Origin of the sequence: Pedobacter frigoris (assembly GCF_005116445.1) — a bacterium.
GTDB lineage: Bacteria > Bacteroidota > Bacteroidia > Sphingobacteriales > Sphingobacteriaceae > Pedobacter > Pedobacter frigoris.
This window is the reverse complement of sequence record NZ_SWBQ01000002.1, coordinates 240,399-260,629: the sequence shown is the minus strand read 5'-3', so window position 1 is coordinate 260,629 and position 20,231 is coordinate 240,399. Positions and strand designations below refer to the sequence as shown.

At 41.9% G+C, this 20,231-nt stretch carries 14 protein-coding genes; 4 read left to right on the top strand and 10 right to left on the bottom strand.

The window, feature by feature from the left end; all coding sequences use genetic code 11:
* Positions 1-16: 16 nt before the first annotated feature.
* From FA047_RS07525 to FA047_RS07515, 3 genes are all read left to right on the top strand, one after another.
* Positions 17-3,133: a SusC/RagA family TonB-linked outer membrane protein gene (locus FA047_RS07525; RefSeq protein ID WP_169304351.1), complete on the top strand. Its 3,117-nt coding sequence runs from the start codon at positions 17-19 to the stop codon at positions 3,131-3,133.
* A 10-nt stretch (positions 3,134-3,143) separates the two neighbouring features.
* Positions 3,144-4,898 carry a RagB/SusD family nutrient uptake outer membrane protein gene (locus tag FA047_RS07520; RefSeq protein WP_169304350.1) on the top strand — a complete coding sequence of 585 codons (1,755 nt, stop codon included), beginning with the start codon at positions 3,144-3,146 and terminating at the stop codon, positions 4,896-4,898.
* A gap of 91 nt (positions 4,899-4,989) precedes the next feature.
* On the top strand, positions 4,990-7,053 hold the full coding sequence (locus FA047_RS07515) for a glycoside hydrolase family 2 protein (protein ID WP_136835367.1): 2,064 nt from the start codon (positions 4,990-4,992) through the stop codon (positions 7,051-7,053).
* Positions 7,054-7,061: 8 nt separating this feature from the next.
* Here the strand turns inward: FA047_RS07515 and FA047_RS07510 are convergent, their stop codons facing one another.
* Positions 7,062-7,655 (bottom strand): thymidine kinase, encoded by a 594-nt coding sequence (locus FA047_RS07510; RefSeq protein ID WP_136835366.1) that lies wholly within the window; start codon positions 7,653-7,655, stop codon positions 7,062-7,064.
* Between the two features lie 99 nt (positions 7,656-7,754).
* Here FA047_RS07510 and FA047_RS07505 point away from each other — a divergent pair, with 99 nt between their 5' ends.
* Positions 7,755-8,837: a hypothetical protein gene (locus FA047_RS07505; protein ID WP_136835365.1), complete on the top strand. Its 1,083-nt coding sequence runs from the start codon at positions 7,755-7,757 to the stop codon at positions 8,835-8,837.
* A 3-nt stretch (positions 8,838-8,840) separates the two neighbouring features.
* On the opposite strand, the gene FA047_RS07500 is transcribed toward FA047_RS07505, so the two are convergent.
* The 9 genes from FA047_RS07500 to FA047_RS07460 form a co-directional block, all read right to left on the bottom strand.
* Positions 8,841-9,668 (bottom strand): glycoside hydrolase family 16 protein, encoded by an 828-nt coding sequence (locus FA047_RS07500; RefSeq protein WP_136835364.1) that lies wholly within the window; start codon positions 9,666-9,668, stop codon positions 8,841-8,843.
* Positions 9,669-9,761: 93 nt separating this feature from the next.
* On the bottom strand, positions 9,762-11,030 hold the full coding sequence (gene rodA, locus FA047_RS07495; RefSeq protein ID WP_136835363.1) for a rod shape-determining protein RodA: 1,269 nt from the start codon (positions 11,028-11,030) through the stop codon (positions 9,762-9,764).
* Positions 11,027-13,012 carry a penicillin-binding protein 2 gene (gene mrdA / locus FA047_RS07490; protein ID WP_136835362.1) on the bottom strand — a complete coding sequence of 662 codons (1,986 nt, stop codon included), beginning with the start codon at positions 13,010-13,012 and terminating at the stop codon, positions 11,027-11,029. Before mrdA ends, rodA begins: the two co-directional genes overlap by 4 nt.
* Positions 13,012-13,527 carry a rod shape-determining protein MreD gene (mreD, locus tag FA047_RS07485; protein WP_136835361.1) on the bottom strand — a complete coding sequence of 172 codons (516 nt, stop codon included), beginning with the start codon at positions 13,525-13,527 and terminating at the stop codon, positions 13,012-13,014. The genes mrdA and mreD overlap by 1 nt, the downstream gene beginning before the upstream one ends.
* Complete coding sequence (gene mreC, locus FA047_RS07480; protein ID WP_136835360.1) at positions 13,517-14,356, bottom strand: rod shape-determining protein MreC; 840 nt, start codon at positions 14,354-14,356, stop codon at positions 13,517-13,519. Before mreC ends, mreD begins: the two co-directional genes overlap by 11 nt.
* A gap of 51 nt (positions 14,357-14,407) precedes the next feature.
* Positions 14,408-14,776, bottom strand: a complete 369-nt coding sequence (locus tag FA047_RS07475; protein ID WP_136835359.1) for a four helix bundle protein — start codon at positions 14,774-14,776, stop codon at positions 14,408-14,410.
* 36 nt (positions 14,777-14,812) lie between these two features.
* A complete protein-coding gene (locus FA047_RS07470) occupies positions 14,813-15,835 on the bottom strand; it encodes a rod shape-determining protein (protein WP_048907325.1) in 1,023 nt (340 codons plus the stop codon).
* 87 nt (positions 15,836-15,922) lie between these two features.
* Positions 15,923-17,449 carry a bifunctional phosphoribosylaminoimidazolecarboxamide formyltransferase/IMP cyclohydrolase gene (gene purH, locus FA047_RS07465; protein ID WP_136835358.1) on the bottom strand — a complete coding sequence of 509 codons (1,527 nt, stop codon included), beginning with the start codon at positions 17,447-17,449 and terminating at the stop codon, positions 15,923-15,925.
* Between the two features lie 176 nt (positions 17,450-17,625).
* Positions 17,626-20,205, bottom strand: coding sequence for a TonB-dependent receptor (locus FA047_RS07460; protein ID WP_136835357.1), 2,580 nt, complete (start codon positions 20,203-20,205; stop codon positions 17,626-17,628).
* Positions 20,206-20,231: the final 26 nt, after the last annotated feature.

Genomic DNA, 20,231 nt, shown 5'->3' with positions numbered 1-20,231 from the left:
TAATATAAATATGATCATGATGAAGAAATGTTTATTTAATGCTTTTGTAGGTGTATTGTGCGCATTTTTAACAATGCATACTGGCGTAGTCCAGGCACAGACGCGTACAGTTACGGGCACAGTATCAGATGCTAAAGGCCCGCTGCCCGGAGCGAGTATATATGAAAAGGGACTGCTGCAAAATGGTGGGACGACGGATGATAAGGGCCAGTTTTCAATTACTTTGAGAAGAGGGAATGTATTGGTGGTTAAACTGATCGGATACCTGACTAAGGAAGTTACGGTGGCGCCTAATGCGAAAACGGTGTTTGTCAATCTCGCCGAAGATACAAAAGGTCTTGAAGAGATCATTGTGGTGGGGTATGGTACCCAGAAGAAATTAACCAATACGGGTTCTGTAAGTACCATCACCAATAAAGAACTGAAGCAAAATCCAAGCACCAGTGTTCAGAATTCATTGGTAGGCCGACTGCCAGGTTTTTTTGCAGTGCAAAGAAGCGGTCAGCCGGGACTTGATGCATCCCAGTTTTTCATTCGTGGGGTGTCTTCTTATGTCGGAGTCAATGCAGCAAACGGTTCAAGTAGTAGTGTTGCAGGAACCACAGCGCTGGGAAGCTCCAACAATGCCCTGATCATTGTTGATGATATTGAATACAATATGAGTGATGTTCAGCGTCTGGATCCCAATGAGATTGAAAGTATCTCCATTTTAAAGGATGCTGCATCCACTGCAATTTATGGTTTAAGAGGTGCGAATGGTGTGTTGGTTATTACCACAAAAAGAGGGCAGAGCGGAGTACCTTCAATCAACCTCAGACAGGAATTTGCAACACAGAGCTGGTCTTACAGGCCTAAGTTTTTACGCTCTTATGAATCGGCTTTGTTGCTGACAGAAAGCGAAACAAACGGAGGACAGGCAACTACAACTTTTACACCGGCAGACCTGGAGTTGTTTAAATCGGGCGCTGACCCTTACGGACATCCTGATGTGGACTGGTGGGGTGAACTGACTGAAAAATCAGCTCCTCAAATGCGTACGAACATAGACATCTCGGGAGGTAGCAATACGGTGAAGTATTTCATCTCGGGAGGATACGTGTCGCAGGATGGTATGTTTAAAAACTTTGGTGAATATTCGGGCTTTAACAATGCTTTCTGGTACTCACGCTATAATTTCCGTTCTAATCTTGATATCCAGGCCAATAAAAACCTTTCTTTCAGGGTAGACGTCAGCGGACGTTTCGGACAAACCAATTCTCCTATCAATGGAGGGTCGATATATAGTGGCTTGCTGATGACGGAATTGTTTATCCTGGCACCTTATGCTTACCCAATTTACAATCCAAACGGTACATTCGGCGAAGGAAAACTATCCAATTCTTCATCAAATATCGTAGGTAAATTGTCGACCATGGGATATAGCAGATCTTATGCGAATGACCTCAATGCCGTGTTTGGCGCAACTCAGAAACTGGATTTCCTTGCAGAAGGATTCTCTGCTAAACTGACGGTTTCTTACTCGAGTAACCAAACCAATACCAGGTCTCTGAGCAGAGGAAGTTTCCCTTCTTATTATTACAACCCGGTAGACAATAGTTATCGGTTGACTACAGCAAATCTTTACAGGTTGCCGCCGCTTTCTTTGTCTTCAGGAATTAACCTGGCATTAAAAGTATTGCAGGTGCAACCTATGTTAAACTACGATCATAATTTTGGTGACCATAGGGTTTATGCTACAGCATTGATTGATCAGAAATCGGATGTTGGGCGTGACGGAACAAACCTGCCATGGGTATACAGAAGATATACAGGGCGTGTGGGTTATAATTATAAGCAAAAGTATCTTATTGAGTTTGTCGGCGGATACAACGGCTCAGACCGTTTTGAGAAGGCCAATCGTTATGGCTGGTTCCCGGCAGCCTCTGTGGGCTGGAACGTTGCGGAAGAGAGTTTCTTTCATAAAGCATTACCATTTGTTGATGTATTTAAACTGCGGGGATCGCACGGTCTGACCGGAAATGATGGTGTAGCAGGAAACTTCGGCTACGTATACCAGCAAACCTATACTACAGGAGCAGGAACACAGTTTGGACAAACTCCCGGAACAACATCTAATGGTGTTATTGAAGGACGTCTGGCTAACCTAAATGTAACCTGGGAAAAGGATTTGCAGACGAATATAGGTCTGGATGTAAACATGTTTAAAAACAAGCTAAACTTCGTCGTAGACCGATTTTATGGCAAACGTTATGATATCCTGACCAACAGGTCAAGTGTATCCGGAATCTTCGGTGTGGCACTGCCTCCGGTAAATCTTGGTATTGTGAAAAGAAATGGATGGGACGGAGAGATCACCTACAGAAATACGGTTAAGAATTTCAACTACAATATCAATGCTACATTTAGTTTCACAAAAAACACCATCATAGAAAAAGATGAGGCGCAACCGCGTTACCCATGGCTGGCTGAAACAGGGCATTCTATCGGACAAAACTTCGGTTACCTGTTCAATGGATTCTATTCAATTGTGGACATTACTGATCCGACTGTTGCTAAACCGGTAATTTCACCGAGAGCTGGAGATTTGAAGTATAGGGACATCAATGGCGACCTAATCATCGACGCATACGACAGACAGGCTATCGGCAATTCAAGTTTGCCTGTAAACGTACTTGGTTTGAACCTTGGGTTCAATTACAAAGGGATAGGTTTAAACCTTGCCTTCCAGGGATCTTACAACTTTAGTGTGGCATTGAACTCTGAAGGTTTAGGATTCAACAATTTTCAGCCATTGCACTTAGAAAGATGGACGCCTGCGACAGCGGAGACTGCACAGTTTCCGGCGCTTGGAGGTACATTAATTAACGATGCACGTACCAACTTCTCTGATTTCTGGCTGATCAATGCCTGGTATCTGAGGTTAAGGACAGCAGAGCTTTCGTACCAACTACCTGATGTTTGGGTTAAGCCAATTGGTTTAAGAGGCGTAAGGGTATATACCAACGGCAACTTATTGTTCACCAAAACAAACGTGAATAAAAAATACCAGATAGATCCGGAATCGGTAGGTGGCGCAAATACAGGGTATCCTGCGCAACGCACATTCAATTTAGGTATCAATGTTTCATTCTAATCAGATCGTCATGAAAAGAAATATTCAAAAAATAGCATTATTGGCAGTAGCAGTAGTTATGCTATATGCTTGTAAAAAAGGGGATGATTATCTAGATCCTAAAGTATCTAATGACCTTACTGCGGATGCAGTATTTCAAGACAGTGCAAATACAGTTAACTTTTTGCACAGGATTTATTATGATATCGGTTTTACCTTTCAGATGAGCGATGGATACCAGGGCTTATCCAGGTATGCAGCCGGAGGACATATGGTCACTGGTAATGAGGCAAGCCCTCAGCGTTACAATGGCGCTCAAAACACAGCTCCATTGATGGCCCTTGGGAATTTAACGGCAGAAGTAGTTGTCGCCGGAGTAGTAGAGAACTGGAATGTGCCGTGGCAAAATATCCGTAGGTCTAACCTGCTGATGAGCCGTATCAACGAGAGTCCAATCTCTGCGCCTAGAAAAAAATACATGATCGCGCAGGCAAGATTTTTAAGAGCCTGGTACTACTTTTTGCTGGTGCGTACCTATGGAGGAATGCCTTTGATAGGGGATAAGGTATTTGATATTGCCGATGAAATTGATATTCCCAGGAATACTTTTGAGGAATGTGTGAATTACATCACCTCAGAACTTGACGCTGCCGCACAGGATCTGCCGCCGGTAGAAACCCAGCTGGCAGAGGATTACGGCAAGGCAACTAAAGGAGCTGCATTGGCAGTAAAGGCCCGTATGTTGTTGTACGCTGCAAGTCCGTTATTCAACGGTGGTTCTACATCGACAGACCCTGTGCTAAAAGCGCTTACCTCTTATCCCACCTATGATAAGGAAAGATGGAACAAAGCTTTGCAGGCTATGGAAGCTGTTAAAAACCTGGGTATTTATCAATTGTACGTAGACAATACTACGCGCAAAGGATACGGTTATTACAGAACCTTCCAGATCAGGTACAATATGGAGTATATTCTTGCGAAAATGGAAGGAAGAAATACCACACTTGAAAGCTGGCTGCGTGTTCCATCGCTAGGTGATGGTTACCGTGCTGTACCTACAGAACGCATGGTAAGGTCGTATTTCATGAAAAACGGACTGCCGATTGATGACCCTAATTCACTATATGATCCGGCAAATCCGTATAGCAACCGTGATCCAAGATTTTATAACAGTATCATTTACAATGGCGCCGACTGGTTCAATACCAGCAATGCAAAAGTTAAAATATGGACACATGTAGGCGCAACTACTGCTGATGCCATGCCTGCATCCGGTGGGGTGGCTACCGGATACTTTATCCGCAAAATGCTGAATGAGGATGGTACGGGACAAACTGAAAGATGCTGGCCATTGCTGCGCTATGCCGAGATATTGCTTGGATATGCAGAAGCTAAAAATGAATACTCAGGACCTGTTTCCGATGTTTATGATGCTTTAAAGCAAATCCGTGTCAGGGCTGGCATCGATGCAGGTGTTGATGACAGCTATGGTCTGAAACCTAACATGACTACTGAGGAAATGAGAAAAGTAATTCAGGACGAGTATAAAATTGAACTTGCCTTTGAAGAGCACCGCATGTGGGATGTACGCCGCTGGAAAACAGCAGAGGTAGAATTGAATTACCCTGCGGAGGCCACTTACATCACAAAAAATGCCAATGGAACCTTTAACTATTCTACAGTAATCAGGTACAATTACCTGTTCAATAAAAGATTTTACTTGTTCCCAATCACAAGTTTAGAGATAGGAAGAAGTCCGGCGCTGGTACAAAACCCTGGCTGGTAAGATATGGTTAGTTAGTAGAAAGGTATGAGGATGTCTGAAAGACATCCTCTGCTTTTAATAATTAAAATACAAGAAAGAACAATTTTATACCATGCATATTAAAAGTATCATTACCAGATCCCTTATTATTTTTAGCCTTGCTTTTAGTCTAAAAGCAACAGCAGCACCGATTGATCCAGGCCGACAATCCATTTCTTTAAACAGCGACTGGCAATTTTACTTTACGTATAATTTTGAACAGAATATTAAAAAGGAAAAAGTAAATCTGCCACACACCTGGAATGCGCAGGAAACATTAAAGGGTGTGGCAGATTATAACCGGACATCAGCCATTTATGAAAATACGCTGGAGGTAAAACCAGAATGGAAAGGTAAACGGCTTTTCCTCTACTTTGAAGGAGTGAACAGCGTAGCCACCATATTGGTGAACAATAAATTTGTGGGGGAGCACTATGGCGGATACACAGGCTTTTGCCTGGAGGTCACCAATTATGTAAAACCCGGAAGCAATTCAATAACAGTGCAGGTAAGTAATGCCTACCGCCTGGATGTGATCCCTCTGCATGGTGATTTTAATCTTTATGGGGGTATTCATCGCCCTGCTTCTTTGATCATCACCGATCAGGATTGCATCACGCCATTGGATTACGGATCTTCAGGAGTATATGTTAGCCAGAAGGCAGTCTCGGATCAATCAGCGGAAATAGAAGTTTCCAGTAAACTTTCACTAAAGAACGGAAACGGATTGTCGTTGAAAACGACCATCTATGATCAGAATAAAAAAATCGTTTCCTCGTCGCTGAGTATCATCAGTGATGTCAATACAAATGAGGTCAAACAGCCTTTTAAGATCATAAAGCCGCATTTGTGGAATGCCAAATCTGATCCCTATCTCTATACCGCTGAGGTTCTTTTATTAAAGGATAATAAAGTGATCGACCAGATCTCCCAGCCTTTGGGGCTTCGGTATTTTCATGTCGATCCCGACAAAGGCTTCTTCTTAAACGGCAAATACCTGGATTTATATGGTGTCGGAAGGCATGAGGATGTGTCGGGAAAGGGCTCAGCGCTTACAAATGCTGATCATGACAATGACATGAATCTCATCAAAGAATTGGGTGCCACTGCTGGACGCTTAACCCATTATCCTCAAAACCGGCATTTTTATGACCTGTGTGACCAGAATGGTATCGTGCTCTGGTCAGAGATCCCATTTGTAGGTCCCGGCGGTTATACGGGAGCGGGATACATGAAAAATCCAAATCTGGAAAATAACATCAGAACCATGCTGATCGAACTGATCAGGCAAAATTATAACCATCCTTCTATTTGTTTCTGGGGGATGTTTAATGAATTGAAACTAAACTATGACGACCCTCAACCATTTATCAGGGAGCTCAATGCCCTCGCAAAAAAGGAAGATCCAAGTCGCCTCACTACATTAGCTTCCAATCTGGGCGCCAATGAGTTTAAAGACCTGACTGACCTGATGGGCTGGAACCAGTACTTTGGCTGGTATGGTGGAGACTTCGATGAGGTAGGCGCATGGGCAGATGAAGTACATCAAACTATACCGGATAAACCCATTTCGGTCAGTGAATATGGCGCCGGGGCAAGTCCTTTTAAACACACAGAGGGATTGGAAAAGCCTTCTCCAAAAGGAAGGTTTCATCCTGAAGAATGGCAGACCGCATTTCATGAAAAGCATTGGGCAGAATTTAAGAAGAGACCATTCATCTGGGGTAAGTTCATTTGGGTTCTTGCCGATTTTGGGTCATCTATAAGAACAGAAGGTGATCATGACGCTATCAATGATAAAGGTCTGGTTACTTACGACCGTTCAATTAAAAAGGATGCCTTCTATTTTTATAAAGCAAACTGGAATCCCGAACCAATGCTGTATATCGCAGAGCGAAGAAATACAGAGCGGACAAAGCCTGCCGCAAGTGTTAAGGTTTTTGCCAACGTTCAAAATGCAGAGCTCTGGGTGAATGGAAAGGAATACGGTAAAAAAGAGAAAAATGACCTCAATACCATACTGTGGGAGAATGTATTACTGAAGCCGGGCAAGAATACCATCCTGGTAAAGTCTAAGGTGAAAGGAAAATGGCTGGAAGATACTTGTGAATGGACCTTAAAACAACCGGCACCTTAATTAAGGTGTTAGTTTAAGTTTATTGCACTGTCACTTAAATGAAAGCAACGTCTGCAGCGGGGTTCATAGCTATCCTTTTCGCCGAGTAATACTTTGGCCTCGCTGGCAGCTGTGCGAAATGAATACATCGCCGGACTACCGCAGCGTACGCAAACAGCATTTACTTTGGTTACGAGTTCTGCTATGGCCATCAACGCAGGGATGGGGCCGAAAGGATTACCTCGAAAATCCATATCCAAACCGGCTACAATAACCCTGATTCCTTTCTGAGCAAGTTTATTGCAAACTTCAGGCAGGTCTTCATCAAAAAATTGTGCCTCATCTATACCCACTACCTGAGTATCAGCATTTAATAGTAAAATCGATGAGGAGGTTTCCACCGGGGTAGACTGAATAGAATTCAGGTCGTGGGATACTACGGCATGCTCATCATACCTGGTATCGGTTTTGGGTTTAAAAATTTCGACTTTCAGCTTCGCGATCTGTGCCCTTCTCAATCTTCTCAGTAATTCTTCCGTTTTGCCCGAGAACATAGAGCCGCAAATTACTTCTATGCTGCCGCAAAATTCTCCTCTTCTGTAATTTTGTTCGCTGAATAACATGTGTACTGTGGTACTTTAAGGGAGCTAATATCAGAATTTTGTAGTACTTTTGAGTGTTAAGTTACCAACATAAAAAGTCAATTTTCCCGTTATTAAACTATGATGAACCAAGAGGATATTTTTAAAAAGATAGGACAGATACTAAACGAACTGCAGGATCAGTACGATTTTTTAGCTCAGAATCCACAACAGCTTAATGAGTTGGAGCTGGAGCTTTTTCTGGCAAACGCTAACTTTTTATCTGATCATGTCCAGATTGTAAGAAAAATAAACAACAACAAGGCTTTAAAGGAACTGCCTGCTCATGAGGAGTCGAAAATTGAAGCCGTACCGGTACAACAGGAAATAGCCCGGGTTTATGAGGAGCCTTTAAGAATTGAAGAAGAGACGATCACCAACCTGGATGAATTTGCAGAGGAGGAGGCAGAGCAACCTGAAGAGGTGATTGCTGCTGTCGAGGCTCCTGCATTTGAACAGATTGAAAGGGAAGAACTTCAACAGGAAGATGTTCAGCCGCTGGACAATACCACCCCCACATTTAAATTTATTTTAAACGAAGAACCTGAAACTGATAAGTTCGAATTTGAAGAGAAAAAATCAGTAGTAGAGATATTTAACCGTCCGCTTAGTGACGAGGAGCAGCAAATTATTGCTCATAAGCAGAACGTAAAAGAAGCAGCTCCTGCAGAGGAGGAAGAAGAGGGAGAGATGGCCCCAGAGCCGTTTTTAATGTCTTCTCAGCCTGCATTTGCAGCTGATAAAGTAGAAGAAAAAGAGGTGCCTCGGGTTCGTGTTGAGGCTCCCGTTATTGATAAAGTTGAAGAGAAGATCGTTCAGCCGGTCGTAGCGGCGGTACGACCTACCTTAAATGATCTTCTTGCGGCTAAAAATGGCAGTTCTCATGCACCCGGTATCAATGATGAAAATGCTATGAAGCCAACGATTGCAGATTTGAAAGGGGCAATCAATCTGAATGAAAAGCTACTTTACATAAAAGACCTCTTCAATGGTTATAACCTCGCTTATTCTGAGGCGATAGACCTGATCAATAAAATGCCTGACCTGAAAACGGCTGACACATTTTTGAAGAATAACTATGCACAAAAGAACAACTGGGAGGCAAAGCAGGCTACCGTCGATAAGTTCTATGATTTATTAAAGCAGCGTTTTCCAGAGAGCTAATTCTCATTTCGGTTTGTACACACGTACATAATCAAAGGTGATCTGATCGGGATAAGTCCCTAAGGAAGGAGTGCCTCCATAGCCGGTCAACTCTGTACTTAAGATAATATATTCCGGTATTTTTGAGATCGCCTCAGTGGTGCGCCATGTTTCTATTCCATCTACATAGAAGACGTATTGCGTTTCAGTCCACTCTAATGCAAACGTATGGAACTGTCCGTCGTCTATATTTTTTGCAGCCACTACAGTTTCCTTGGTTTTATGAGCAGTCCCATAGCCATCCCAATGCAGGTTATGGTTTATTTTATCCGGTGTTTTACGGTGGTATTCAAAGATGTCTATCTCTACACCATTGTTGGCAGGATCATTTGTTGTGGTTCCCATGGTATTCGATTGCAGCCAGAAGGCAACGTGTGGCCCGATACTGCTATTCATTTTTGCACGACATTCGAAATACCCATAGCGGGTAGAAAACAGACCGTCAGTAGTGGTCTGGCCTACATAATACTTCCCTGATTCGTCTTTAGTGACCTTGATGAGCAGATTGCCTTTCCCATCCAGGGAAATGGTGTTCCTGGAAACGGTTGCGTGTTGCCTTACAGAACCCTCTGCCCTATATTTCCATTTTGTGAGGTCTAATGTACTGCCATTAAATTCATCCTGCCAAAAGAGATTATAGTCTTTAATGATATGGGCAGGCCTGTAATCTGTAACTGCTGGTTTCTCTTCAATCGGTTCTTGTTTTACAGCTTTACTTTTCTTACAGGCTATCGAAGTAATAAATACTATAGATAGTCCCGTTAGTATCAGTGTTTTGTTTATGGCTCTCATATTGATGTGGTTTGGGTTGTATTCAAATATATCAACAGTCTCCGTTTGGAAGGGGTGAGATTTCAGGCTATTTGGGGTGAAATCTCAGCTTCCTTAAATAAAGCCCATCCGGTTAGAATCCAGTTTCAGAAATATAAACAAGAGTATGGTAAAGCTCCACAATGAAGATCCTCCATAACTGATAAATGGCAATGGAATGCCGATAACGGGCACAATACCGATCGCCATGCCAATATTAATGAATACGTGGAAGAATAGTATACAGGCCACGCAATAGCCGTATACGCGTGAAAAAGAAGATCGCTGTCGCTCGGCAAGATTGACCAATCTAATCAACAAGAACAGGTACAACCCGATGACGGTAAATGAACCTATAAATCCCCATTCTTCACCAATGGTAGAGAAAATAAAGTCGGTACTTTTTGCGGGCACATAACCATATTTGGCCTGTGTGTTTTGCAGGAAGCCACGGCCTGTAAGCTGTCCGGAGCCAATGGCAATCTTAGACTGGATCACATTATAGGCTACACCTTTTGGATCCAGTTTCAATCCCAGCATCACTTCTATACGGTTCCTTTGATGAGGTTTTAATACTTTATCATAGGCCAGTTTCACCACAAACAAATAAGCGATCGCTATTACTGTAACTGCAATGGCAGAGAACATGATCTTTTGCTTGCGCCTGTTCTGATAAATGAATATCCCGCCAATTGCCAGTATCACCGGAACGAGGACAGACATAGGAACCAGGAAATCGGCAACGAACAATACTATCATTCCCAGGAAGATCAACAGAAAATAGCCCGACAGGCCCTCCCTGTACATCGGAAACATAAAAGCGAGGAATACCAATGCAGAACCTGTATCTGGCTGTAACATGATCAAAAGAAGTGGGATCCCTATAATGAGTGCAGCAAAGGCAATCGATTTAAAATCTCTGAACTTTGGATTAAAGTTACTGATGTATCTAGCAAGTAGCAGTGCCGTTCCAAATTTTGCAAACTCCGAAGGCTGCAATCTAAAACCACCCGGGAGAGGTATCCAGGCTTGGTTTCCACCGATTTTTTTCCCGACAAAAAGCACCACAATAAGCAAAAACATTGTTACGCCATAAACAATGGGAGAGAAGACACTGAAAAACTTGGCGTCAAATAACAATATGGAAAATCCAAGAACAAGTCCGGCGAGTATAAAAATCAGCTGTTTTCCTGAATCAGTTGAAAAGTTGAACATCGACGTATTTGCCTCATTGTATAAAGAAGCGTAAATATTCACAAAGCCAATGGTACAAAGTGCCATGTAAATCAGAATGGTGATCCAATCTACATTAAAGAAGAAACGGTTTCCTTGCTGATTGTTCATTTTGTACTGGTTACTTGCTTTGTTAAATTAGTTGGCTTTACATCTGAAATGACACGCTTAACAGGAGTGGCGGGACTAACCGGAACTTTACCTGTAGTGTCTTTTTTTGTAGAATCCGTAAGCTTTGTGCCGGGTTTGATTTTGGGTTTGGGTGGGTCTGGTAACATTACTTTTTTCTTCATCCATTCTACTTCCTGTGCCCTACTTCCTGTAATGCTGTCTCTAAGGTATTTTTCTACCATATAACTTGCCATAGGAGCCGCATAGGTACTTCCAAATCCTGCATTTTCTACTATTACTGCAATGGCTATCTTAGGATTGTCCCTTGGGGCGAAACCAATAAAGACAGAGTGATTTTTACCACGTGAGTTCTGTACAGTTCCTGTTTTACCACACAAGATAATATTTGGGATCCTTGATGCAATCGCAGTGCCCCAAGATGCATTTACTGCGTCCTGCATACCATCGATGACTGGTTCAAAATGCCTTGCCTCAATATCAACGTAGTTTTTCTTTACGTACTCTTTTTTAATGGCATGATTTTTACCAATTGACTTGATCAAATGGGGCTTAATATAATATCCCCTGTTTGCGATGATTGCCATTATATTGGCCATTTGAAGCGGGGTGGCAGCCATTTCGCCCTGGCCAATTCCTAAGGAGATTATGTTGGTATACCCCCAGCGGTTTTTATACAGCTTATTATATTGTTCAGCGGTATATAACGTTCCGCTTCTTTCGAACGGTAAATCAACATCCAGCGGCGATCCTAATCCCCACTTTTTAACTTTTTCATACCAGGCTTGATAAGCGATCCGCTGATTCTTATATTTTTTCTGAGTAATCAGCTTTTGAAAAACATAGCAGGCATAGGTATTGCATGATCTGGCCAGACCTCTTCTCAAGGCAATATCAAAATCCTGATGTTCACATCTGATCTTTTGCTTGCCTGCCATAAAGTATCCGGGGCAGTAGAAGGTCGTATTTGGATCAATAACACCTTCCTGCAAACCAATTAGCGCATCTAGGGGCTTAAATGCGGAACCCGGCGAATAATGTCCTTTAATAGGACGGATGGTAAGTGGCTTGTTAGGCTCTCCGACAATCTTCATATAATTGTTTCCCGATTGGCGGCCTACCAATAAATTGGGGTCATAACTAGGGCTGCTAACAAACGCCAGTAATTCACCAGTAGCCGGTTCGATCGCTACAATTGCACCAACTTTGTTTCTCATCAGCTGCTCACCTAGCTTTTGTAGTTGTGCATCTAAGGAGGAAATCAACTGATCTCCCGAAACCGCTGCGGTGTCGAATTTTCCATCAGCGTAACTACCTTTAGGTACATTCTTCGCATTATAAAGCATATTCACTACACCTCTTTCCCCGCGAAGAAATGTTTCATAATATTTTTCAACACCTATCTTTCCGTTGTAGTCACCGGGACGGTAATAACCTCCGGAATTCTTAATGTCGTCAGGTGTTACTTCTTTGATGTAACCCAGGAAATGGGCGGCAATGCTATCGGGATATTGCCTCATCGTTCTGCTTTGTACAAAGAATCCTGGAAACCTGGAGAGTTGTTCGGATAAGGACTGGTAAGTCTGTACCGAAAGTTGTTTCTCTATAATACTGGGCTGGAATGCTGACAGCTTACGCGCTTTCCGGAAGTTTTTTCTAAACTTTACAGTGTCTACACCTATGATCTGACAAAGCGCAACTGTATCAAATTCCGGAACATCATTAGGAATGGCCATCAAATCGTAAACAGGCTCATTCTGAACCAAAATCCTTTCCTTGCGGTCCAGGATAACCCCTCGTGCCGGAAAAGTATAAATAGGGCGCAAGACATTACTTTTAGCAGAGAGGAAATACTTATCGCTATAAACCTGTATATAAAATAAAGTGCCGAGTAAAATAAGGCCAATTGCAATGAATAACCCCTGTATCACGTATTTTCGGTTAAACAGATTGTAATTGTCCATTAGCGCGCCTTTCTGTTGTAAAATATAAACTCTATCAGTATAACCACAAAAAGCGTAAAGATGCTGCTCGTCAAGCTCCTCAAAAGCGTGTAAGAAAATTCAGTAAGCCTGAAGGTCTCTAAAAAGAACAGTACAATATGATGTGAGAATACACACAGGACCGCATAAAACAGGAACCATTTAAATCCCATATTACCAAGAGTAGGCTCCGGCTCATCAAAGCCATCACGGTTTACCGTAACTGCAATAAATGAGATCCTCACAAAAGCAAGCATCACGCAGGCGGCGGTATGTACACCCAACGTATCATAAAACGCATCCAGTGTAAGCCCTGTAATAAATGCAATCAGGTAAAGCAACAGATTGGGAATACCAAAAGGAAGCAGCAACAAGAATAACACATATACAAAAGGTGTGGCCATGTTGTAGAAGCTCAGGTTCCTCAGCAAGAGGATCTGAAACAAAAGGAGTACAAACCACCGTACTATATTTACCAATATTAATTTACTGTTCATTCGGCAATTTTGCTTCTAATTCTTCCTGTTCTTTTGCAAATTTATTCTTAATCACATATACATATTGTAAGGAGCTGAAATCGTTAAACAAGGTCACTTCTACAGTTTTAAAATTCTCTCCCTGTGAAATGCCCGGATTGCTTACTACACCCACTAAAGTACCCAAAGGGTATTTGGAATACATCGAAGTAATGATGGTATCCTTCAGTTTCAGTTTAAAATGATTAGGAATCTCTTTGATCTGCGCTTTTCTGTAATCAAAATTGTTTTCTCCCCAGACCATTGAACCAAAAGCTTTTGTGTTCTTTACACTTACGCTGATGTAGGTGTTTTTGTGCAACAGCGATTGAATGGTTGCCAGGTGCTCTGAAACATCTTTGATAGAACCTACAACACCTCTTCCCGGCGAAATCACCGGCATGCCTTCCGCGAGGCCATCTGCTTTACCTTTGTTGATGGTGATGAAGTTATTACGGTTGGTAATGGAATTCTTAATTACCCGTGCCGACAAATAAGTATATTGAGGTACGCCGGCAGTATCTTTTACAAGGACATCCTTAGCCGTATCGACATGCTGCATTGCAAGAATGGTAGTTTTCAGTTTGGCATTTTCAGCAGCCAGACTATCATTCACCGTACCCAGGTTGATGTATTTCTTTAAGACATTGAGGTTATTGTAAACATCACCCACTACCTTATTGGTAGAGTTTACCGTTACACTGCGCTGGTAAGCGTTGTTTTTTATCGTCAGGAATATACCTAAGGAAAAGAAAATGATGAAAAAGAAAAACGCGTTATATCTGCTTATGAAGATCCAAAGGTTACGCATTTTGATTTACGATTTTTGATTTTTGATTTACGAATATTGCTACCGTTTAATTTATGATTTTAGAATTTGTGCTTTGTTACGTATTGTCATAATTGAGGCAACAATAATAGATAACAGCTCATTTCCTTCATCCCAGTTTTTTTTAATTTCTGGAACTAAAGCTGGATTAAATTCCTTCAATAGTTCCAGAAAAAACATAGTTTCATCTAATTCCTCTTCAACAATCTTCAATTTATTTAAAAAATCAGCAGTTGATTTTGCTCTGCATGCTGCCCGATAATTTGCACCTACAGAGCTTGAACACCTAATTAGCTGATTTGAATAATTTCTATTAATAATATTGACTGGTAAATCAATTATAAATTTAGCGATTGATATTGAATATGCTTTTGTTCTTTGTTTTAGAAGTTCGCTATTCATAAATCTTCAATCGTAATTCTAATATCGTAAATCTCCTTACTGCATTAAAAATTTAAAACCACCTATGTTTTTCAAGGCGATACCTGTACCGCGTACAACCGCACGAAGAGGATCTTCTGCAACGTGAACAGGTAACTTAGTTTTTGCCGCCACACGTTTATCCAACCCGCGAAGCAATGCGCCACCACCGGTAAGGTAAATACCAGTCTGGTAAATATCAGCGGAAAGCTCAGGAGGAGTGATCTCCAATGCTTTAAGAATTGCTTCTTCAATCTTTGAAATTGACTTGTCAAGGCAATGTGCAATTTCTGTGTAAGAAACTGTGATCTGCTTAGGCACACCTGTCATCAAATCCCTTCCCTGTACTGCAAAATCAGCAGGAGGATCCTGAAGCTCAGGCAATGCAGCGCCAACTTCGATCTTAATTTTCTCAGCTGTACGGTCACCAATCATGATGTTGTGCTGGCGACGGATATAATTAACAATATCAGAGTCAAAGTTATCACCCGCTACGCGGATAGACTGGTCGCATACAATACCTGATAATGCGATTACAGCAATTTCTGTTGTACCGCCACCTATATCAATGATCATATTACCCATTGGTTCTTCCACATCAATACCAATACCCACAGCTGCAGCCATTGGTTCGTGGATCAGGTATACTTCCTTCGCACCGGCAATTTCTGCCGAATCCCTTACCGCACGTTTCTCTACCTCTGTAATGCCCGAAGGAATACAGATTACCATTCTCAAAGAAGGAAACATCCAGCCTTTACCGCCGTTTAACATGCGGATCATACCTTTGATCATGGCTTCAGCAGCATTAAAGTCGGCGATAACACCGTCTTTCAAAGGCCTGACCGTACGGATATTGTCGTGCGTCTTACCTTCCATCTGCATGGCCTGTCGGCCAATAGCTATAATCTTATTTGTTTGTCTGTCAAAAGCAACAATTGAAGGTTCATCAACTACTACTTTATCGTTATGTATGATCAAGGTGTTTGCGGTACCTAAGTCGATAGCAACCTCTTGCGTAAACCAATTAAATAAACCCATTTATAGGTGATAATTTAAGTATAAAAAATTCTATGTACTATACTAATGTAAAACTACGTCTTTTTATTGTATTCAGTAGTAAATAAATTAGTGTTTAAAATGTCTGATACCTGTAGTAACCATAGCAATTCCTTTTTCATTTGCCTTATTGATTGAATCTGCATCTTTTATCGAGCCTCCTGGCTGCAAAACTGCAGTAATTCCGGCTTCAGAAGCAATTTCAACACAATCAGGGAAAGGGAAAAATGCATCAGACGCCATCACTGAGCCTTTTAGATCGAAGCCAAAAGCATCAGCCTTGACAATTGCCTGTTTTAAGGCATCAACCCTTGAAGTTTGGCCTACACCGCTTGATAAAAGCTGGTCGTCCTTCACAAAAACTATGGTATTTGATTTGGTATGTTTAACGATCTTATTGGCGAAGAACAAATCTTTCAATTCCTGTGCAGTAGGTGCTTTTTCAGTCACTGTGGTCATTTGCTCCGGACCTTCAATAATCAGGTCTTTATCCTGTTCAATTACACCGTTCAATAAAGTCTTGAATTGTTTTTTGCTCAGTTCTACTTCATTACGCTGTAAAATCACTCTGTTCTTTTTAGCGCGGAAAAGTTCTACAGCTTCCGGCTGATATGAAGGAGCGATCAATACTTCAAAAAATAACTTATTGATCTCTGTAGCAGTAGTCAAGTCAATTTCGCGGTTGGCGATCAGTACACCACCAAAAGCGGAAACAGGATCGCAAGCCAATGCAACGTTCCATGCATCAAGGATACTTGGTTTTGAAGCCAGTCCGCAAGCATTGGTATGTTTCAAGATTGCAAAAGTAGGCTCTGTAAACTCATCTATCAGCGCAACAGCAGCATCTACGTCTACCAGGTTGTTGTATGAAAGTTCTTTACCATTCAATTTGGTAAACATTTCATCAAGATTACCATAGAATACACCTTGCTGATGTGGGTTTTCACCATATCTTAAAGTTTGTGCCTGCGCGATGCTATGTTTAAATACCGTAAGCGGCTCTTCAGTATTGAAATAATTGAAGATCGCAGTATCATAGTTAGATGAGGTATGAAAGGCTTTTTTAGCGAATGCCTTACGTTGTTCAAGTGTAGTCTCTCCGTTTTGAGCCTCCAGTTGCACCTGTAAAGTTGAATAATCATCTTTAGACGCAAGGATTACTACATCATTAAAGTTCTTTGCAGCAGCCCTGATTAAGGAAATACCGCCAATGTCGATCTTTTCAATAATTTCTTCTTCAGTTCCACCAGCTTTAAGTGTTTCTTCAAAAGGGTATAAGTCTACGATGACCAGGTCTATTTCCGGGATCTCGTACTGAGCAATTTGCTCCTGGTCAGAAGTTAAGTTTCTGCGGTTTAAGATACCGCCGAATACTTTGGGATGTAAAGTTTTAACCCTTCCGCCTAAAATTGAAGGGTAGCCAGTAAGGTCTTCAACAGCAGTAACAGGTATATTCAGGTCTTTAATAAACTGTTCAGTGCCTCCTGTAGAGAATAACTGTACACCTTGCTGTGCAAGTAAACGAACCAGAGGTTCTAAACCATCTTTGTAATAAACTGAAATTAAAGCGTTTTTGATCTTTATGGATTGACTCATTGGAGAAAAATTTTGAGCCGCAAAGATACCCGTTTTTCTTTTAATGGCAAATGGTAGTTTTTAGTATTTTAAGTAGGGGAAAGTAGTGACATGATGAGGAATGATTAGCGAGCATAAAAAAGAATCCCGGACATGGCTGCCGGGATTCTTTTTTATATAGCTATTGAAATATTCAATTAGAAAGCAAAACGGAGTGTGGCCCCAAAAGTTCTTGGATCACCAAGTACACCGGCATACAATCCTGAATTACCGGCAGCAGCCTGCAGCTGTTCGAAATATTTGGTATTTCCAATATTTCTGCTCCATCCGAAGATGGAGATCTTGTCTGATTTAAATCCAAATCTGGCGTTCAGCAAGGTATAGCCTTCCACATTCAGCACTTTTGAAGGTGTTGGATTTGAAGAGTACTCTGAGCGGTAACTTATATCACCAGCGATAAAGAATCTGCCATCTCTTGTGCCCACTTTACCATGAATACTCACCTCCGCACCACCAGAAGTGTTCCATTTCGAGATACCCGGCAATCTGCCTCCTGAAGCATCTTTAAATGCAACCTGGGTAGCTACATTGTTTACAAGTTCAGTATGTCCCGTTTCTTCCAATGGAAGCGGTGCGTTAGTAAATTTGTCATATTTGCCATCAAGATAAGCTACTGCGGCGTTTAAACTCAGGAATCTTCCCAGTTGATAGGTTCCATCGATTTCCAGTCCTTTTACGATCACTTTTTCAGCATTGGCAAGATAACCCCTGTTTACTCCTAATTGTGGTGACTGTACATTGGTTTGGTAATCTTTGATATCAGTTTGAAAAGCCGTGATGTTTAAAATGGCACCTTTCACGGGTTTAGTTTTGGCACCTATCTCATAATGCTGAACATATTCGGGTTTTACTACAGCAAGAGAAAGATCCGCTTCTCCCGTCGCAGTTGTTGGCAAACCACCGACGTTCACACCAACCGGTTTGTAGGCAGTAGAGAACGTACCGTAGACATTTAACCTGGTAGTAGGGCGGTATGATACGGTGACGTTACCTGACAGATTCTCGTTATCTGTACTGGTGTTGAATTTTTGATTGGCATAAACAGCAGTTTTGAGTACTAATAAGGCAGCATCAGAAGTTTGAAGGCCGCCATACGTTGTCCTGTCATAATCCACATTTTTTTTATCATAAGTGAATCTCAGGCCCGGCAGGATATGCAGGTGTTCGGCAAATTCCCAGTCAGCCTGTGCAAAAATTGCAGCACTTAGCGACTTAATGGTAGAATTGGTCTTGATGCCGTAACCATCTAACAGACCAGGAGTTGAATATCCTGCCTGAGTACCTGAGGCGGACGTTTGAACGAATCTCCACTGATCTTTGCCAACCTCTTCAGTCTGAGACAAGCCTTTTAAATTTTGTGCCAGGGCAAATACTCCAATTACACCACTTACTTTTTCGGCAATGTTACCAGCGTATCTGACCTCCTGCGAGTATTGGTCATGACGGGAGTTACCCTGCGATTTTGTCAAGGCAGAAAATTCCGTAAAATCCCTGTCGTTTGTAGGATCCCAGTTCCAGAATCTCCATGCTGTAGTAGAGGTTAATGTTCCATTGCCAATTTTGTAATCTATATTTACAGATACCCCACCAATAGATTGATTTTGTTTCCACGGTGTATTGGTATAGATCTGTCTCGAAAAAGGATCTACTTTAGGCTGCTGATAGCCAAGGTCACTGATGATTTTAGCATATTGGCGATAGGCACTTCTTTCAGTCGGAGTGATGCCTGCGACAACTAAAGGATAGCCGGCAGGGTGCTGGAAACTCGCATCGCCGCTCAGCAATATCTGTAATCTTTCTGAAGAAGTGTAATATAGCTGACCTTTTAAACCAAGGTTGTTTTGACCGCTGTATTTGCGTTCTTCCGTCACGTTAGTGATCGTACCATCTCTTTGTGTGCCTGACAAAGATAACTTTGCAGCAAGATTTTTCGCTATAGCTCCGGAAACTGAGGCCTTCGCCTGGATAAAATTATAGTTGCCGACACTAAATTCTGCTTTGGCTGTTGGTACCACGCTCGGTTTCGTTGTAGTGATGTTAAATGCACCCGCTGTCGTATTTTTGCCAAACAAGGTTCCCTGAGGACCACGCAAAACCTCTATCCGCTCGATATCAAGGAAATCTGTTGAGGTGGCAGCAGGACGGGCCTGGTAAACACCATCAACATAAAAGCCAACTCCCGGGTCAATACCATCGTTGGTCAAACCAAATGTTGATCCAAGACCCCTGATGTTTAATGTGGTATTACGTGCATTTGACGCATAAAGCTGGACAGAAGGAACCAGCTCTTTTAAACGGTTCACATTAAAGGCACCAGCATTTTCTGCGGCCTGACCACCGATTACCGTAATCGCAATTGGCACATCCTGTAAAACTTCTGAACGTCTTCTTGAAGTTACGACGATCTCATCAAGATCTGCATTTTCGACCAGCGTAAATTCCAAAGGAGTTTCCTGAAATTTTAAAACCTGGAAATCCTGTGGCTTATAGCCAACTGAACTGACCTGAAGATAAAATGGCGGTTCTTGTTTTGTACTGATACTGAATACACCCTGATCGTCGGCGATCGTAGTGATTTTAGTACCTCTGATCAATATGGTTGCCTTGGGTACAGGAACACCGTTAGCTCCTTTAATGATACCCGTTACCGTGCTTTGGGCAAAAACATAGCTTGCCGAAAACAGAAGTGTGAAGATAAAAAGTAATGCTTTTTTCATAATTAATACTTAAATGTTTTGTTGTA

Coding starts and splice junctions, on each gene's coding strand:
- FA047_RS07470 (WP_048907325.1), bottom strand. CDS start 15,835: ATGGGTTTATTTAATTGGTTTACGCAAGAGGTTGCTATCGACTTAGGT.
- FA047_RS07475 (WP_136835359.1), bottom strand. CDS start 14,776: ATGAATAGCGAACTTCTAAAACAAAGAACAAAAGCATATTCAATATCA.
- mreD (WP_136835361.1), bottom strand. CDS start 13,527: ATGAACAGTAAATTAATATTGGTAAATATAGTACGGTGGTTTGTACTC.
- FA047_RS07500 (WP_136835364.1), bottom strand. CDS start 9,668: ATGAGAGCCATAAACAAAACACTGATACTAACGGGACTATCTATAGTA.
- FA047_RS07525 (WP_169304351.1), top strand. CDS start 17: ATGATGAAGAAATGTTTATTTAATGCTTTTGTAGGTGTATTGTGCGCA.
- mreC (WP_136835360.1), bottom strand. CDS start 14,356: ATGCGTAACCTTTGGATCTTCATAAGCAGATATAACGCGTTTTTCTTT.
- FA047_RS07505 (WP_136835365.1), top strand. CDS start 7,755: ATGATGAACCAAGAGGATATTTTTAAAAAGATAGGACAGATACTAAAC.
- mrdA (WP_136835362.1), bottom strand. CDS start 13,012: ATGGACAATTACAATCTGTTTAACCGAAAATACGTGATACAGGGGTTA.
- purH (WP_136835358.1), bottom strand. CDS start 17,449: ATGAGTCAATCCATAAAGATCAAAAACGCTTTAATTTCAGTTTATTAC.
- FA047_RS07520 (WP_169304350.1), top strand. CDS start 3,144: ATGAAAAGAAATATTCAAAAAATAGCATTATTGGCAGTAGCAGTAGTT.
- FA047_RS07515 (WP_136835367.1), top strand. CDS start 4,990: ATGCATATTAAAAGTATCATTACCAGATCCCTTATTATTTTTAGCCTT.
- FA047_RS07460 (WP_136835357.1), bottom strand. CDS start 20,205: ATGAAAAAAGCATTACTTTTTATCTTCACACTTCTGTTTTCGGCAAGC.
- FA047_RS07510 (WP_136835366.1), bottom strand. CDS start 7,655: ATGTTATTCAGCGAACAAAATTACAGAAGAGGAGAATTTTGCGGCAGC.
- rodA (WP_136835363.1), bottom strand. CDS start 11,030: ATGAACAATCAGCAAGGAAACCGTTTCTTCTTTAATGTAGATTGGATC.